Annotated in this window: 17 protein-coding genes; 12 read left to right on the forward strand and 5 right to left on the reverse strand. The window is 58.2% G+C overall.

The features are described 5' to 3' along the window. The first annotated feature begins 161 nt into the window (after positions 1-161). From OHL22_RS04210 to iscX, 11 genes are all read left to right on the forward strand, one after another. The gene (locus OHL22_RS04210) at positions 162-626 is read left to right on the forward strand and encodes an RrF2 family transcriptional regulator (protein WP_263333577.1); all 465 of its coding nucleotides are present in this window, start codon (positions 162-164) and stop codon (positions 624-626) included. Between the two features lie 60 nt (positions 627-686). Further along, positions 687-1,940 (forward strand): IscS subfamily cysteine desulfurase, encoded by a 1,254-nt coding sequence (locus tag OHL22_RS04215; protein ID WP_263333579.1) that lies wholly within the window; start codon positions 687-689, stop codon positions 1,938-1,940. A gap of 85 nt (positions 1,941-2,025) precedes the next feature. Beyond that, positions 2,026-2,445 (forward strand): Fe-S cluster assembly scaffold IscU, encoded by a 420-nt coding sequence (gene iscU / locus OHL22_RS04220; protein ID WP_263333581.1) that lies wholly within the window; start codon positions 2,026-2,028, stop codon positions 2,443-2,445. Between the two features lie 149 nt (positions 2,446-2,594). Beyond that, the gene (locus OHL22_RS04225; RefSeq protein WP_377819146.1) at positions 2,595-2,996 is read left to right on the forward strand and encodes a HesB/IscA family protein; all 402 of its coding nucleotides are present in this window, start codon (positions 2,595-2,597) and stop codon (positions 2,994-2,996) included. A 91-nt stretch (positions 2,997-3,087) separates the two neighbouring features. Next, the gene (gene hscB / locus OHL22_RS04230) at positions 3,088-3,780 is read left to right on the forward strand and encodes a Fe-S protein assembly co-chaperone HscB (protein WP_263333585.1); all 693 of its coding nucleotides are present in this window, start codon (positions 3,088-3,090) and stop codon (positions 3,778-3,780) included. A 3-nt stretch (positions 3,781-3,783) separates the two neighbouring features. Next, complete coding sequence (locus tag OHL22_RS04235) at positions 3,784-4,206, forward strand: tautomerase family protein (RefSeq protein WP_263333587.1); 423 nt, start codon at positions 3,784-3,786, stop codon at positions 4,204-4,206. A gap of 5 nt (positions 4,207-4,211) precedes the next feature. Then, the gene (gene dnaK / locus OHL22_RS04240; protein ID WP_263333589.1) at positions 4,212-6,215 is read left to right on the forward strand and encodes a molecular chaperone DnaK; all 2,004 of its coding nucleotides are present in this window, start codon (positions 4,212-4,214) and stop codon (positions 6,213-6,215) included. Positions 6,216-6,372: 157 nt separating this feature from the next. Continuing rightward, positions 6,373-6,792 carry a 2Fe-2S iron-sulfur cluster-binding protein gene (locus tag OHL22_RS04245; RefSeq protein WP_263333591.1) on the forward strand — a complete coding sequence of 140 codons (420 nt, stop codon included), beginning with the start codon at positions 6,373-6,375 and terminating at the stop codon, positions 6,790-6,792. 34 nt (positions 6,793-6,826) lie between these two features. Beyond that, positions 6,827-7,171 (forward strand): ribonuclease E inhibitor RraB, encoded by a 345-nt coding sequence (locus tag OHL22_RS04250; protein ID WP_263333593.1) that lies wholly within the window; start codon positions 6,827-6,829, stop codon positions 7,169-7,171. After that, positions 7,168-7,563: a cupin domain-containing protein gene (locus OHL22_RS04255; protein WP_263333595.1), complete on the forward strand. Its 396-nt coding sequence runs from the start codon at positions 7,168-7,170 to the stop codon at positions 7,561-7,563. The genes OHL22_RS04250 and OHL22_RS04255 overlap by 4 nt, the downstream gene beginning before the upstream one ends. A 59-nt stretch (positions 7,564-7,622) precedes the next feature. After that, positions 7,623-7,841 carry a Fe-S cluster assembly protein IscX gene (iscX, locus tag OHL22_RS04260; RefSeq protein ID WP_263333597.1) on the forward strand — a complete coding sequence of 73 codons (219 nt, stop codon included), beginning with the start codon at positions 7,623-7,625 and terminating at the stop codon, positions 7,839-7,841. 6 nt (positions 7,842-7,847) lie between these two features. On the opposite strand, the gene OHL22_RS04265 is transcribed toward iscX, so the two are convergent. From OHL22_RS04265 to cysS, 5 genes are all read right to left on the reverse strand, one after another. Then, entirely contained in the window at positions 7,848-8,330 is a 483-nt protein-coding gene (locus OHL22_RS04265; RefSeq protein WP_263333598.1) for a YraN family protein, read from the reverse strand. Between the two features lie 111 nt (positions 8,331-8,441). Next, the gene (locus OHL22_RS04270) at positions 8,442-9,851 is read right to left on the reverse strand and encodes an acetyl ornithine aminotransferase family protein (RefSeq protein ID WP_263333601.1); all 1,410 of its coding nucleotides are present in this window, start codon (positions 9,849-9,851) and stop codon (positions 8,442-8,444) included. A 343-nt stretch (positions 9,852-10,194) separates the two neighbouring features. After that, positions 10,195-10,872 carry a hypothetical protein gene (locus OHL22_RS04275; RefSeq protein ID WP_263333603.1) on the reverse strand — a complete coding sequence of 226 codons (678 nt, stop codon included), beginning with the start codon at positions 10,870-10,872 and terminating at the stop codon, positions 10,195-10,197. 50 nt (positions 10,873-10,922) lie between these two features. Next, positions 10,923-11,468 (reverse strand): DUF4337 domain-containing protein, encoded by a 546-nt coding sequence (locus tag OHL22_RS04280; protein ID WP_263333605.1) that lies wholly within the window; start codon positions 11,466-11,468, stop codon positions 10,923-10,925. A 20-nt stretch (positions 11,469-11,488) separates the two neighbouring features. Then, positions 11,489-12,979, reverse strand: a complete 1,491-nt coding sequence (gene cysS / locus OHL22_RS04285) for a cysteine--tRNA ligase (RefSeq protein WP_263333607.1) — start codon at positions 12,977-12,979, stop codon at positions 11,489-11,491. Positions 12,980-13,264: 285 nt separating this feature from the next. Here cysS and OHL22_RS04290 point away from each other — a divergent pair, with 285 nt between their 5' ends. After that, on the forward strand, positions 13,265-14,341 hold the full coding sequence (locus OHL22_RS04290) for a hypothetical protein (protein WP_263333609.1): 1,077 nt from the start codon (positions 13,265-13,267) through the stop codon (positions 14,339-14,341). Positions 14,342-14,419 lie beyond the last annotated feature (78 nt).

Below are 14,419 nucleotides of genomic sequence, written 5' to 3' on the forward strand. Positions count from 1 at the left end.
CGATTTGTCCAATAGCCTTTTTCGTAAAGATTTCTCTGAATCCGTTCGCGCCATTCCCTTTTACGAAACCCAGCAAACTCTCGCCTTCCATCCGCATCTTCCATTGAAACAGCGACGAAATCGGTCGTATACTAAATCCAGACCGAAGGGGTCGGACTTCCATGCTGAGGCTAACGAAGAAAGCAGATTACGGTCTCATGGCGCTCAAGTATCTTGCCGAGCATCCGGAAACCCCTTCCGCAAGCGCAAAAGACATCGCTGATACCTACGGCATCCCCTCCCAGCTTCTGGCTAAAGTATTGCAGCGGCTCGCCAAGGTCGGCCTGTTGCGCTCTCACGCCGGTATCAACGGAGGGTATGCCCTCAGTAAGGACGCGCGCGCCATCACCGCATTTGAAGTCATCCGCGCCATCGATGGGCCGCTCTTTATCACCAGTTGCACCAAGGGCAGCAAAGGCTGCGAAGTAGAGCCCACCTGCACCGTAAAAGAGCCGTTGGCACGCGTAAACGAAAGCATCGCCGACGTGCTGAAGAACATCACTGTATACGACCTCGTAGACGACGCAACAGCGGCTTCGCGCACCGCTCAATTGATACAACTCGTCACAATTGCGGCGCCGAATTAGCATGCGGGTCGCAGCCACCGCGCCAAAGAATAGAGTCAAGTTTTCGTTGTGGAGAAGAGAATGAGCACAGTTGAAGCCACCCCGGCCGTACCCGCAGGCGTAACCCTGCCAATTTACATGGACAACCACGCGACCAGCCCGCTGGACCCGCGCGTGCTCGAAGCCATGCTTCCCTACTTCACCGGGAAATTCGGCAACGCAGCCAGCCGCAACCATTCCTTCGGTTGGGAGGCTGAAACCGCCGTCGAAACCGCCCGCGAGCAAATCGCCAAGCTCATCGGAGCCAGCGCCAAGGAGATCATCTTCACCTCCGGCGCCACCGAAAGCGACAATCTCGCCATCAAGGGCATCGCCGAGATGTATCGCGAGCGCGGCAATCACATCATCACCCAGGTCACGGAACACAAAGCCGTTCTCGATACCTGCAAGCGCCTCGAAAAGTATGGCTACCGCGTCACTTATCTGCCGGTAAAGGCCGATGGCCTGATTGATCTCGAAGATCTAAAGCGCGCCATCGACGACAAGACGATCCTCGTCTCCATCATGGCCGCCAACAACGAAATCGGCGTCCTGCAGCCTATCGCCGAAATCGGCAAGCTCTGCCATGAGAAGGGCATCATCTTCCATACCGACGGCGTACAGTCGCTGGGCAAGGTTCCCATCGATGTTAACGCCATGAACATCGATGTGATGTCGCTCTCGGCGCACAAGGTCTATGGCCCCAAGGGCGTCGGCGCTCTCTATGTTCGCCGCCGCAATCCGCGCGTGCAGATCGCCGCCCAGATCGATGGTGGTGGCCATGAGCGCGGTATGCGCTCCGGCACCCTCAATGTTCCCGGCATCGTCGGCTTCGGCAAGGCCTGCGAAATCGCCGGCGAGGAGATGGAAGCCGAAGCAACCCGCCTCAAGTCACTGCGCGACCACCTGCGCCACAAACTTGAATCCGCGCTCGACTACGTCGAGGTGAACGGTTCCTGGGAGCATCGTCTGCCCGGTAACCTCAACATGAGCTTCATTTACGTCGAAGGCGAAAGCCTCCTGATGGGCATCAACGATGTTGCCGTATCCTCAGGCTCCGCCTGCACCTCGGCCACCCTTGAGCCCTCTTATGTGCTCAAGGCTCTGGGCCTCGGCGACGACGTAGCCCACAGCTCCATCCGCTTCGGCCTTGGCCGCTTCAACACAGAAGCCGAAGTCGATTACGTTGCAGATAAAGTGATTGGCGTCGTCAAGCGCCTCCGAGACCTTTCCCCTCTCTACGAGATGGTCAAGGAAGGCATCGATCTCAGCAAGATTGAGTGGGCAGCCCACTAAGTAGCTGACCACACCCGGCTGCGGACAAATGCACCTTCGGCTGGGAAATTGAATCTAACGTATTGCGACCCCGAGGAGGTTTCGAATGGCATATAGCGATAAGGTTCTCGACCACTACAACAATCCCCGCAACGTAGGCGCCCTCGATAAGAGCTCCGATGAAGTCGGCACCGGCCTCGTCGGCGCCCCTGAGTGCGGCGACGTCATGCGCCTCCAGATCCGCGTCAACCCCGAGACGCAGGTTATTGAGGAAGCAAAGTTCCGCACCTTCGGCTGCGGCTCGGCCATCGCCAGCTCATCCCTGGCTACCGAGTGGGTCAAGGGCAAGACCGTTGATGAAGCCCTGGGCATCAAGAACACCGATATCGTCAAGGAACTGGCCCTTCCCCCAGTGAAGATCCACTGCTCCGTGCTGGCCGAAGACGCCATCCGCGCCGCCATCGGCGACTGGAAGAAGAAGAACCATGTCAGTGAAGCGGTCGAAGTAGCCGTCGCCGCCAAGTAACCTTTAACCGTTGTCATCCTGAGCGCAGCGAAGGATCTGCTTTGTGGGATGTAGGCGGCTGGAGTGAGCTCAAGCGTCCAGGTCTCGACTTGAGGCCTGGGAGGGGGATCCACAAAAGATCGAGTAGGAAAGCAGAATAGATGCAGGATATAGTCACAATCAAAACCCCAGGTCAGGCGGCCTCGCAGCCAGAGCAGCAGATTCCGACGAAACCCGCGGGGAACGGCATCGCCGTCACCCCTAAGGCTATCGAGAAGATCCGCAGCGGTATGGCCCAGGAAGGCATCTCGCCCGAAGAAGGCGGCCTGCGTCTCGGTGTCATGGGTGGTGGCTGCTCCGGTTTGTCCTACTCGATCCGTTTCGATACCCGCCCGCGTGAGCGCGACCGCGTTTACGAGTTCGATGGCGTCCGCATCTTCGTCGACCCCAAGAGCTTCATCTATCTGCACGGCATGACACTCGACTACGAACAGACACTGATGAAGCAAGGCTTCAACTTCATTAATCCCAACTCGAACCGTTCCTGCGGCTGCGGCTCATCGTTCTCCTGATCTTAAGTACTACGAACCTTCGGGTGCCCCATCCTTAACCGCGCGCTTTTGCGTGTAAGGGTGGGATCAGCAGATTCCACTTTTCCCAATTATGTCCACAACGCTGACAACTTCCGCTCCAGCAACCTGTTGGGCATGCAGCACCGCGCTCGGCGAAAGTCCGCTGCTCTGTGTCGCCTGCGGCAAAGTACAGCCGACCACCAGCCTCGACTACTTCCACGCCTTCGCCCTCGCTCGCAAGCTTCAGATTGACCTTCCCGGCCTTGAGCGTGAATTTCACCGCCTCAGCCGCCGTCTGCATCCCGATCGCTTCGCCCGCGCCACGCCACAAGAGCAGGAATGGAGCCTCGCCGCAACCGCGCTCCTCAACGACGCCTATCGCACGCTGCGCGACCCTATCGCTCGCGTCGAATACCTGCTCAAGCTCGAAGGCCTGGAAATCGGCGAAGAACACGCCGGAGTCAACAAGCGAGCCGACCGCCAGCCTCCTGCCGACCTGCTCGAAGAAGTCTTCGAGCTCAACATGCAGCTCGAAGAGATGCGCATGACGCAGAAAATGGGCGAGTCTGACCCATCGCTCCAGCGCGATCTCAAGTCCGCCCGCACAAAATTCGAAACCCTGCTCAGCGAAGTGGATAACGATCTCGCCACGCAAGGCCGCGCCTGGGATGAAGGCGACGCTGCCACACGTCCTGCCGCAGCCAAAGCTATGGCAGCGCTCCTCGACCGCCGCCGCTATCTGCGCAATCTCGTCCGCGACGTCAACCAGGTACTGGGAGCCTGAGCCATGCCTTTTGTCCGTATCTCTGTCGAAAGCTCCACGCCAGCCGCGACGCGCAAGCTCATCGCCGACTCGGTCTATGAAGCGATGCGCGAAACCATTGGCATCCCTGAAGGCGACCGCTTCATCGTTGTCACCGCGCATGAAGCCGCTGACATGTTCATCGACCCATCCTTCATGGGCGCAGCTCGCAGTCACCAGTTCGTCCTGACCCAGATCTTTTTAAGCCGCGGCCGCACTGTCGAGCAAAAGCAGGCTCTCTACGCGCGTATTGTCGAACGTTTGCACGAAGCCGCTGGCATTCCCGCTGACGACGTGATGATTGTCCTGACTGAAAACAACTTCGAAGATTGGTCCTTCGGCAAAGGCCAGGCCCAGTATGTTTTGAACCCTCCGGCATGGGCCCGCAAAGCCGAAGAAGGAAACTGAGAGTAATGCCTGAAGAAACAAAAACCGAACGAGTCGTCGGAATCGACCTCGGCACCACCAACTCGCTCGTCGCCTACATGGAAGGCTCCGAGCCAGTCGTCATTCCCGGCGTCGACGGCTCCAACCTTGTCCCTTCCATCATCGCCCTGGACGTTCTCGATCCCAGCGACCCCGGAGCCAAGCCCACCGTCACCATTGGCAACTCTGCCCGCCGCGCCCTCATCGAGACCCCTGACCGCGCCATCTACTCCGTCAAGCGCCTCATGGGCCGTGGCGTCGAAGACGTGCAGGACGAACTCAAACTCTTCCCCTTCCATCTCGCCCCCGATATCCAGCCCGGCGAAGTCATCCGCGTCCAGCTCGGCGACAAGACATTCACCCCCTCCGAAATCTCGGCCTATATCCTGCGCCAACTCAAGCGCAACGCCGAGCGCTACTTCGGAGCACCAGTAAACAAGGCCGTCATCACCGTTCCGGCCTACTTCAATGACGCCCAGCGTCAGGCCACCCGCGATGCAGGCCGCATGTCCGGACTCGATGTCCTCCGCCTGGTCAACGAGCCCACTGCCGCTGCCCTCGCCTATGGCCTTGATCGCGCCAAGGAAGGAATCATCGCGGTCTACGATCTCGGCGGCGGCACCTTCGACATCTCCATCCTCAAGCTCAACGACGGCATCTTCGAAGTCATCGCCACCAACGGCGACACCCACCTCGGCGGCGACGACATCGACAATCTTCTCCTCGCCGTAGCTATCGACGAGATTCACAACGAATACAAGATCGACCTGCGCCAACAGCCCGATGCCATTCAGGCTCTGCGTAAAGCCGTCATCGAAGCCAAGATCGCGCTCTCCTCGCAGGACTCCGCAAAGCTCGATATCGAGCTTCCAGCCAAAGATGGCGTTACCCAGCGATACCAGCGTGAAATCCCCCGCGCCGTCTATGAGCAGCTCATAGCCCCGGTCATCCAGCGCACCGCAGGACCGACGAAGCAGGCCCTCGCCGACGCCGGCATTACAGCAGACAATATCGCGCAGATCGAAGAAGTTGTCCTCGTCGGCGGATCGACCCGCATACCAGCCGTTCGCGCCCTCGTCGATCAACTCTTCGGCCTCTCCGCACGCGGCAAAAAGCCTCATACCGAACTCAACCCTGACGAAGTCGTAGCCCTCGGCGCAGCCGTTCAGGCAAATATCCTCGCCGGAGCTTCCGCCGCCACCGAAGATCTGCTCCTGCTCGACGTCACTCCGCTCTCCCTCGGCATCGAGGCCCTCGGCGGAGTCGTCGCCAAGATCATCCAGCGCAACTCCACCATCCCTGCATCCGCCACCGAGCACTTCACCACCGGTGTTGAAGGCCAGACCAACGTCGCCATCCACGTCGTGCAGGGTGAGCGCGAATTAGCCTCCGATTGCCGATCCCTTGCCCGCTTCGACCTCAAAGGCATCCCGCCCATGCCCGCCGGACTGCCCCGCATTGAGGTCAAATTCCTCATTGACGCCAACGGCATCCTCCAGGTCTCCGCCCGCGAACAGCGCAGTGGTAAGGAAGCCCAGATCGAAGTCAAGCCCACCTACGGCCTCACCGACGAGCAAGTCGAGACCATGATTCTCGAGTCCTTCGACCACGCCGAGGCCGACTTCGAAGCCCGCCAAATCATAGAAGCAAAGCTCGAAGCCGACACCATCCTCGCAGCGCTCGAAAAAGCCAAAACCGGCCCAGCCTGGAGCCTCATTTCCGACTCCGAAAAGGTTCAGATCGAGACCGCACGCGCCAATCTGGCAGCTACGAAAGCCACGGGCGACCTCGCCGCCATCCGCACCGCCACCACAACCCTCGACCACACCACGCGCAACCTCGCCGAAAAGCAGATGGACGCCGCCGTCTCCAGCGCCATGCGTGGCAAAACCATGGAAGCCGCCGGCGAATCGTTGGCTAATGAAAACATCCAGGCGCCCCATCCTTTTGCGAAACCAGAATTCGAGGATGACGATGACAAAGACAAATAGGAATAACCGCGCAGGGAACGCGAGTCATCGTGAATTAGGATTTGTCATCAACCCAGGAATTGTCATCCTGAGCGCAGCGAAGGATCTGCTTTTGAGCGATGCACAATAGATCAAGGAAACCCGGCAAAGCATCCTTCCCCAATAGAAAGAGAAAACCATGAGCACCACCGGACCCAAGACCGAAAACATCGCCCCCGACAAGCTCGTCCGCGTCACCTTCGAGCCAGAAGGCAAGACCGTCGAGTTTGAATACGGCACCCTGCCCTACGAGCACCACGGCAAACCCATGTCCTTCCTCGACGTCGCCGAGAACTTCGACATCTTCCTCGACCACGCCTGCGGAGGCGCTTGCGCCTGCACCACCTGCCATCTCTGGATCAAGGATCAGACCGGCATCTCGGAAGCCGAGGACGACGAAATCGACCGCCTCGACATGGCAGCCGATCAGCAGCTCAACTCCCGCCTCGGCTGCCAGGCGGTCATCACCAAACCCGGCAACTATGTAGTCGAAATCCCTAAGTGGAACCGCAATTACACCTCCGAAGGCAAGCCCCTCACGCTCGCCGAAGGGAAGTAATTGAATCACTAAGCTTTCCTGGGACCAGAAACCTATGATTCACCCGGATGACGAGAACGGTCACGCACTTCGGCGATTAGAAGCCGATGGTGATGACTTAAGCCGTGCCCGTGACATTGATTTCAGTGTTGTCTTCCATTCCGAAGGAGCAGCTGAGAAGTTTGCGGAGCATTTCCGCAATCTGGGCTTGAAAGTCGATGTCAGCTTTGCTCAGGTAAAGGCAGATCATCCCTGGGATGCCGTCGTAGTCAAATCCATGGTTCCGACTCACTCTGCCATCACCGAGTTCGAAAGAGAGCTACAAGAGATTGCGAATGTGTCGGGAGGTTATAACGACGGTTGGGGATGTTTCGCTCAGCCCGGAAAGCATCTTCAATGAGATTGAGTGAGCCGGATAAGGTAAGTACGCCAGAGGAAGCACCCCATATCAGCACCGCGACCAAGCAGACCATCAACCGCAGACACCTCTTAGCCGCCACACTCGGCAGCCGTAACGTCACCGACGTAGACATCCGCGAAATCACTCTCGCTCCAGGCCAGCAGAGCGGACGCCATCTCCATCCCTGCGCTGTAGTCGGCTACATCGCCTCAGGCAACGCCCACATGCAGATCGAGGGTAGTCCCGTACAAACCCTTCCCACAGGCTCAGCCTTCTACGAACCAGCCAGTGTCATCATCACCAACTTCGGCAACGCCTCCGAAACCGAGTCGATGACCTTCATCGCCGTCTACCTCCTCGACGGCAAACAAGACCTGATCCAGATGATGTAATACCCTATTCTCTGACCACTGTTGACTGGTCCCTAATCCCTGTTCCCTAGGAGTAATCCATGCCCCGTGAAATCCACTGGACCGACGCCGAGGAGATCGGCATTCAACTCCAGGAAACGTACCCCGACACCGACCCGCTCACCGTCCGCTTCACTGACCTGCATCGCATGGTCACTGAGCTCCCCGGCTTCGCCGACGACCCCACCAAATCCAACGAGTCACGCCTCGAAGCGATCCAGATGGCATGGCACGAAGAGTTCCAGGACGCCCAGGGTTAGCAGCCTTCAATCCCGCCAGCCGAAAGCCCCGGGAATCAGCGTCACCTCTCGCTCTTTCCCTCTGAGCTCATACACAGTAATAATGTCGAATCGCGTTTCAGGCCGCATCTCTTCGTCATCCGCATCCGGCAGATGCCGTAGATAAGTCCGAGCCAGCCGCCGCAAAGTCTTCCGCTTATTGCGATCCACGGCCGAAGAGGCCGTCGCCATCTCCTTCGATGTACGCGTTTTCACCTCGACAAAACAAAGCACATCGCCCTGCCACGCAATCAGGTCGATATCCCCTTGCATCGGCCCATCATTCCACCGCCGCGCCACTACCGTGAATCCATTGCGCCGCAGATAGAAAAACGCAGCTTCCTCGCCGCGCTCACCGGTAGCCAGATGCTCAGGCATCTGCGGCAGCCGTCCGCGTCGCGCGCTCACGCGATCCAGCAACGCGACCGCACGTTCCACCGCATTAGTCCGCAAGGCATCCAGGCTCAGCATGAATGACAACCATTCTCGCGGCTTCCCGGCAATCCATCAACACGCAAGCAATTCACGAAAAAGCCCGCCGCATTCATCGCGGCGGGCTTTTTCATTTCAGTTAATTCCTGCCTACGCTTCGACAGCCACTGCCTCGCTGGCCCGTGCGTGTTCCTCTTCCACTTGCGACAGCGCCTCTTCCAGGATGTCCAGAGCCACCGTCGCTTCCTGCTCGTTCACAATCAGCGGCGGGCAAAGCCGCAGCGAAGTCTCGCCACAACCCAGAATCAGCAGCCCCTTCTCAAAGCACAGCGTCTCCACACGATTACGAAGTGCTGTCGCTGGCTCACGGGTCTCTTTATCCAGCACCAGTTCAATGCCGATCATCAACCCGCGCCCGCGCACATCGCCTACAAGCGCGTGCGTCTTCGTCCACCCCTTCAGCCGATCAAGCATTTTGCCGCCAATTTTCTCAGCATTCGCAATACCCTCGCGCTCCAGAATATCCATCGTCGCCAGCGCCGAAGCAATCGCAATCGGATTGCCGCCAAACGTCGAAGCGTGTGAACCCGGCACCCAGTCCATGATCTCTGCCCTGGTCATGCAGATGCCCAGCGGCATACCCGAAGCAATGCCCTTCGCCATGCAGACAATATCCGGCTGCACGCCCGTATGCTCAATCGCCCACCACTTGCCCGTCCGCCCCGCACCTGACTGCACTTCGTCCGCCACCAGCAGAATTCCATGCCGGTCGCAGATAGCGCGCAGCTCCTGCAAAAAGTTGGTCGGCGCTACAACATAGCCGCCCTCTCCCTGGATCGGTTCCACAAAGATTGCCGCTACTTCCTCAGGCGGCAAAGTCTTCTTGAAGAGCTTGTCCTCGATATAACGAGCACAGCCCAGCGCAAACTTCTCCTGCTCCTGTGGTCCGCCTGTGCATCCGCGGTACGCATACGGATACTCGATATGCGTAACCCCAGGTACCAGCGGAGCAAAACGCCGTTTTTGCTGTGGCTTCGACCCCGTTAGCGACAGGGCTCCCATCGTGCGTCCATGAAAAGCTCCAAAGAAGCTGATCACATGCTGTCGCTTCGTGTGATACCGCGCAACCTTTAGCGCGCACTCCACAGCCTCAGCTCCCGAATTGCCGTAGTAAAACCGGTGCGGTCCCGGCATCGGAGCAACCGCTGAAAGCCGATCGGCAAACTGCGTCATCGACTCGTAATAGAAATCCGTTCCCGATATGTGAATCAGTTCCGCCGCCTGCTTCTGAATCGCCGTCACCACGTCCGGATGACAATGTCCGGTCGAATTCACTGCAATGCCTGCGGCGAAGTCCAAAAACTCGTTCCCATCTACGTCGGTAATGCGGATTCCCCGCCCACTCTTCGCCACCAGTGGATAGGAGCGTGTATAGCTCGGCGATATCACGCGGTCGTCGTGCGCCACGGCAGCAGTTGCCTTCGGTCCAGGCAGGCTCGTAATCAACTTCGGTCCAAACTGCATATGTAAATCGGAGTGCGAATACGCTGAGTGTGCCATAAAGAATCTCCTTCCATCGGCCAAGTTCACGATTGGATACGACGATGCCAGCAACCCACATGGGTGCCCGGAAACGTCTGAAAAGAATGGGAAAGAATCGAAAAGTGCGTGAGAAAGAGAGGCTTAGTCACCTGCATACAGGTTCGGCCGCGTCCGGCTCGGCAGCACGCGAAGATGCCGCCGCGGGCCGATCACACGAGCCCGCAATCCACTCCAGCATTTGCTGGCGGAAATCGCTTTCCTGTTTGCACGCCGTATGAATCGCATAAAAATCCTGTAAGGGAACCGTTGGCCCTCAGGATAGCATGCAGCCGATACGGCCCGATAGTTCCGGCCGCTTCGGCTATTTCTTCGCGTCGAATGTACCCGCAGGCACCAGGGATAGCGGATCGTCGCCCTCGAACGAGACATGCCCTGTCTCAAATGTCGTCAGTCCATCAACATCCGCAGCCAGCGTCAGCAGACACACCATGCCTTTGTCCACAATCGTGCATGCCGTCTCGATCGTGTAAATTGGTTCTTTCTGATCCTGCGGCGTGCCTTTCGCCCTCTCAACCCACAGATTATGCTTGCCCAGTTTGTACGCACTGTAGGTTGAGTCAATAATGTTGAAGTTCTTTTTCAGCCCCTGTGACATTCCCTCGCCGACAGAAGGAAGATCGTCCTGAGAAAAACGCTGCCCAAAGCAATCGAAAGGCAACGTCAAAGACATGATCACCGACGCCGGAGCGCCATGCTTCACCAGAAAACCTACCTGCGCGCATGCAGCGCCTCGCTTCTCCGGATCGCTTGTCGCTTTATCTTGCGCATTCAACTGCGCCGCTGGCAGCATCGGCTTGGTATCAACTAGTTCCCAGGCTGTCGGATACGCGTAGGTGAAGCCGATTTCGCTCTTGTAAACCGTAGCCCCTACCGCGGAATTGTCCGACTGTGAGACCGTCGCCTGCCCGAAAACAGGAACAAAAGCGGCGCATACCAGCACCGAGGTCAAAGCAAGAAAGTGAAACTTGCAGCTAGGCATAGTTCGGCGAGTGTAGCACGAACTTTACTTCGTGAATATCAACAGCTGCGCTACTTCAGCAGCAACACCGAAGCCGAAACCAGTATGCCCGCCAACCCGAAGATCAGCCCAAACACCCAGTAAAGCCGGTTCTTCGTCAACAGCGTAATCGAAGCCGTCACCAGCGCGATTTCGAGCAGCGCCTCGCCAAGATCGAACCGGTTGGCGCGAATCTCTGCCCGTTCCACTTGTTCTTCCAGTTCCTTGGCCTTGTCCTGCTCTTCCTTCAGATCCTCGTCCCACTTCTTCTGGTGATCGGCGTAGGTCTTTGCAATCTTATCGGCAGCCGCCCTATCTGCAACCGGCATCACCGAAAGCAGATCAGCCGCCAGCCCCGTGTCGCTCTGCCGAATCTTCTTCGCCTGATACAGATTCCATTGGTCCGTCGCCTGGTTCTGCTTCAGTACCGCTTCGGTGTGTGTCCGGTGGCCCAGCACAGTAATGATCGCCACCAGCACCGCCAGCACGCTCATCGTAAACGCTACCGGCCGCGATGATGGCTCATGCGACGCATGCTCCGCGTGTTCCTGCAACTCACCTGCTTCGTTCGCTTCCATACTGCAACCTCGATCCGCGGCTATTTCCGCTTCCAGCGCACGCCCTCGCGCGAGTCCTCAATCACAATACCCTTCGCCGCCAGCTCATCGCGAATCTCATCTGACCGTTTGAAGTTTCTCTGCTTCCTCGCCATGTTCCGCTCGGCAATCAGCGCGTCTACTTCAGCATCGGTCAGCCCAGCCCCAGCCAGCAGTTCAGGCGCTATCTTATCGCCAAGACCGCTACTCTGCGCCCATTCAATTGCAGCCTTCGTCGGCTCCGCATCGCGATCGGCGATCACTGCAAATACCGCGTCGAACTCGTCCAGCACCTGCAGCACCCGCTCGCGATCACCTTCCAGCACCGTCCCTGCGTCCAGCGCCGAATTCACCATCCGCACCAGATCAAAGATCGGCGCCCGCGCCTCAGCCGTATTCAGATCATTCTCGAGCGCGGCAAAGTATCCTGCTTCAGCCTTCTCCGCCGCAACCTGCAGTGAATCCGTCGTCCCTGCCGCAAGTGAAGCTTTCTTCAGCCGGCCAACAAAGGTCCGCAGCCGGTCGATTGCGTTCGTCGCTTCCGTCAATCCTTCAAACGTAAAGTTCAACTGGTGACGGTACGGAACCGAAATCAGCGCCAGCCGGATCGCCGAAGCCTTGTATCCCTTCAGCAGCAAATCGCGCAGCGTGTAGAAGTTGCCTTCCGACTTCGACATCTTCCGCCCATCCACAAGCAGAAAGCGCACATGCATCCAATGCCGCGCCAACGGCTTACGCGTCACTGACTCCGACTGCGCAATCTCATTCTCATGGTGCGGAAACATCAGATCTTCGCCGCCCGCATGCAGATCGAAGCTCTCGCCGAGATACTTCATCGACATCGCCGAGCACTCCAGATGCCACCCTGGCCGTCCGCGCCCGATCTTCGTCTCCCAGCTTGTCTCGCCCGGCTTCACAGCCTTCCACAGCGCAAAGTCGCGCGCCGAGTCCTTCTCATACTCGTCCACATCCACGCGCGCGCCGTCCGTGATGCCTTCCAGATCCTTTTTGCTCAGCTTCCCGTATTCAGGAAAAGCCTTTAGCCGGAAATACCACGAGCCGTCGTCCGTTCCCTCGCCGGTCCGGTAAGCCGCGCCCGCAGCCTCCAGCCGCTCCACCAGTTCCACCATCTCGGGAATATGTTCCGTGGCCCGCGCCATCACCTCAGGCTGTTCAATCTGCAGCGATTCCAGATCGTCCAGAAACGCCTTCTCAAACTTGGGCGTGTACTCGCCAATCGGCACGCCCTGCGCAGCGGCATTGCGGATAATCTTGTCATCCACATCCGTAATGTTCATCACGTGCTTCAGCCGCATGCCCTTAAGCTTCAGAAACCGCCGCAGTACATCGATTTGCAAAAACGTCCTGAAATTCCCGATATGCCCGTAGTCGTACACAGTCGGCCCGCAGGCATACATCCGCAGCTCTTCGCCATCGGAGGGTGTCAGTTCATCCAGTTGTCCGCTGAGGGTGTTGTACAGGCGCAGGGTCATTTGCGTGCGGGACAGTCTCTCGCTGCTTTCCAAAAATCCAGTCAGTTTCGCCGTCTATTGGGCCTTTTCGATTGTATCAGCGCACCGTTTCACCTCCGCACCGACCCCAGCTCTGGATTTCAGATAAATGTTCGCCACTCTTCTCCCGAACGGCTATACTGCTGCGCAACAATTCTTCCTGCAACAATTCTGCAGCCGTAAGCCTCTTTCTCTGTTCTCCGGGCCCTTTCACAAGCCATCCCCCGCGAACCCAGGTCCCTTCGGCCTCCCCCGCAGGAGCGCATTATGTTCGCCAGAAAATTCGCCTTCTTATCCCTAGCCCTCATCCTCGCCAGTACCGGCTGCCATGCCGTCGCAAACGCAATGGATCCGTTCGCTGCATCCGGATCGCTTCCCCGTTCCGCCGACGGCCTCCATTGGATCCAGTTCAACGACTCCGCCGAAGGTGCATTTTCCATAGATGTCCCCTACGGCTTCCAGGTTCGTGGCGGCATGTGGCGCTTCGGCTACTTCGATGTCCGCTGGGGCATGAATGTCCGTTCGCTCGACGGCAAGCTGCTCATCCGTATCAACGACCCAAATGTCCCACCCTATGTCCTGCCCGGCCCACATACCGGGGCCCCAGGCCAGCGCTACTTCAAGCCGCAACAGATGCAGATGATCGTCTCCAACTTCCAGCAGGCCCAACCCTACGCCGAGGGATACGCAAAACGCCTCTTCGCAGGCGTCTGTACCTCCATGACGCCCCGCTCTGCATCCTGGACACCGGCTATGCCGCAGCAGTGGCAAGCCGATTCGCGGGCCCGCGTCTCGCAGGCATCTGTTGCCTACGACTGCGTCTCGTCCGATGGCCCCCGTATCGTAGAAACCTACGTGCGCACCCAAATGCCGCCCAACGGCAACGGCCTCTGGCTCGTCGACCCGGTCATCAGCATCCTCACCACACCCGACAATTTGCCGCTCGCTCACGGTATCGTCGACCACATGACCGCTACCTGGCAGAAGAGCCCGCAATGGGACCAGTATCAGCAGCGCATGACCCAGATGGGCCTCGACCAGATTCGTGCGAACTTCGGCCAGTTCATGCGTCAGATGCAGGTCTATCACCAGCAGCGTGAGGCCGCTATGAACGCCCAGGTTGCCAGCTTCGAGCGCCACCAGGCCGCGCAAGCCTCCCAGGTCTCAAGCTTCTGTGACACCTTAACTGGTCTGACCAACCTCCATGATCCACAAACCGGAGCCACTTTTCAGGTCTTCAGCGGCCCCAAGTCTTCTTACTACCGCAACGGTCTAGGCCAGACCGTCAATTCCAATGTTTCGCCCGGATCTAACTTTTACAAGGTCGATGAAATCAATCCTTGAGTCGATAATTGACGCAGCTCAATTCACCATTCAACGCATAATGTTTTGAACTTCAGTCATTTCCGCGCATCTATGATC

Origin of the sequence: Acidicapsa dinghuensis, from assembly GCF_025685685.1 — a bacterium.
GTDB lineage: Bacteria > Acidobacteriota > Terriglobia > Terriglobales > Acidobacteriaceae > Acidicapsa > Acidicapsa dinghuensis.

What these genes read in the sequence shown, in the direction of transcription:
- iscU (WP_263333581.1), top strand. Translation starts at nt 2,026, where the DNA reads ATGGCATATAGCGATAAGGTTCTCGACCACTACAACAATCCCCGCAAC.
- dnaK (WP_263333589.1), top strand. Translation starts at nt 4,212, where the DNA reads ATGCCTGAAGAAACAAAAACCGAACGAGTCGTCGGAATCGACCTCGGC.
- OHL22_RS04215 (WP_263333579.1), top strand. Translation starts at nt 687, where the DNA reads ATGAGCACAGTTGAAGCCACCCCGGCCGTACCCGCAGGCGTAACCCTG.
- OHL22_RS04265 (WP_263333598.1), bottom strand. Translation starts at nt 8,330, where the DNA reads ATGCTGAGCCTGGATGCCTTGCGGACTAATGCGGTGGAACGTGCGGTC.
- OHL22_RS04245 (WP_263333591.1), top strand. Translation starts at nt 6,373, where the DNA reads ATGAGCACCACCGGACCCAAGACCGAAAACATCGCCCCCGACAAGCTC.
- OHL22_RS04270 (WP_263333601.1), bottom strand. Translation starts at nt 9,851, where the DNA reads ATGGCACACTCAGCGTATTCGCACTCCGATTTACATATGCAGTTTGGA.
- OHL22_RS04210 (WP_263333577.1), top strand. Translation starts at nt 162, where the DNA reads ATGCTGAGGCTAACGAAGAAAGCAGATTACGGTCTCATGGCGCTCAAG.
- OHL22_RS04235 (WP_263333587.1), top strand. Translation starts at nt 3,784, where the DNA reads ATGCCTTTTGTCCGTATCTCTGTCGAAAGCTCCACGCCAGCCGCGACG.
- cysS (WP_263333607.1), bottom strand. Translation starts at nt 12,979, where the DNA reads ATGACCCTGCGCCTGTACAACACCCTCAGCGGACAACTGGATGAACTG.
- OHL22_RS04250 (WP_263333593.1), top strand. Translation starts at nt 6,827, where the DNA reads ATGATTCACCCGGATGACGAGAACGGTCACGCACTTCGGCGATTAGAA.
- hscB (WP_263333585.1), top strand. Translation starts at nt 3,088, where the DNA reads ATGTCCACAACGCTGACAACTTCCGCTCCAGCAACCTGTTGGGCATGC.
- iscX (WP_263333597.1), top strand. Translation starts at nt 7,623, where the DNA reads ATGCCCCGTGAAATCCACTGGACCGACGCCGAGGAGATCGGCATTCAA.
- OHL22_RS04255 (WP_263333595.1), top strand. Translation starts at nt 7,168, where the DNA reads ATGAGATTGAGTGAGCCGGATAAGGTAAGTACGCCAGAGGAAGCACCC.
- OHL22_RS04290 (WP_263333609.1), top strand. Translation starts at nt 13,265, where the DNA reads ATGTTCGCCAGAAAATTCGCCTTCTTATCCCTAGCCCTCATCCTCGCC.
- OHL22_RS04280 (WP_263333605.1), bottom strand. Translation starts at nt 11,468, where the DNA reads ATGGAAGCGAACGAAGCAGGTGAGTTGCAGGAACACGCGGAGCATGCG.
- OHL22_RS04275 (WP_263333603.1), bottom strand. Translation starts at nt 10,872, where the DNA reads ATGCCTAGCTGCAAGTTTCACTTTCTTGCTTTGACCTCGGTGCTGGTA.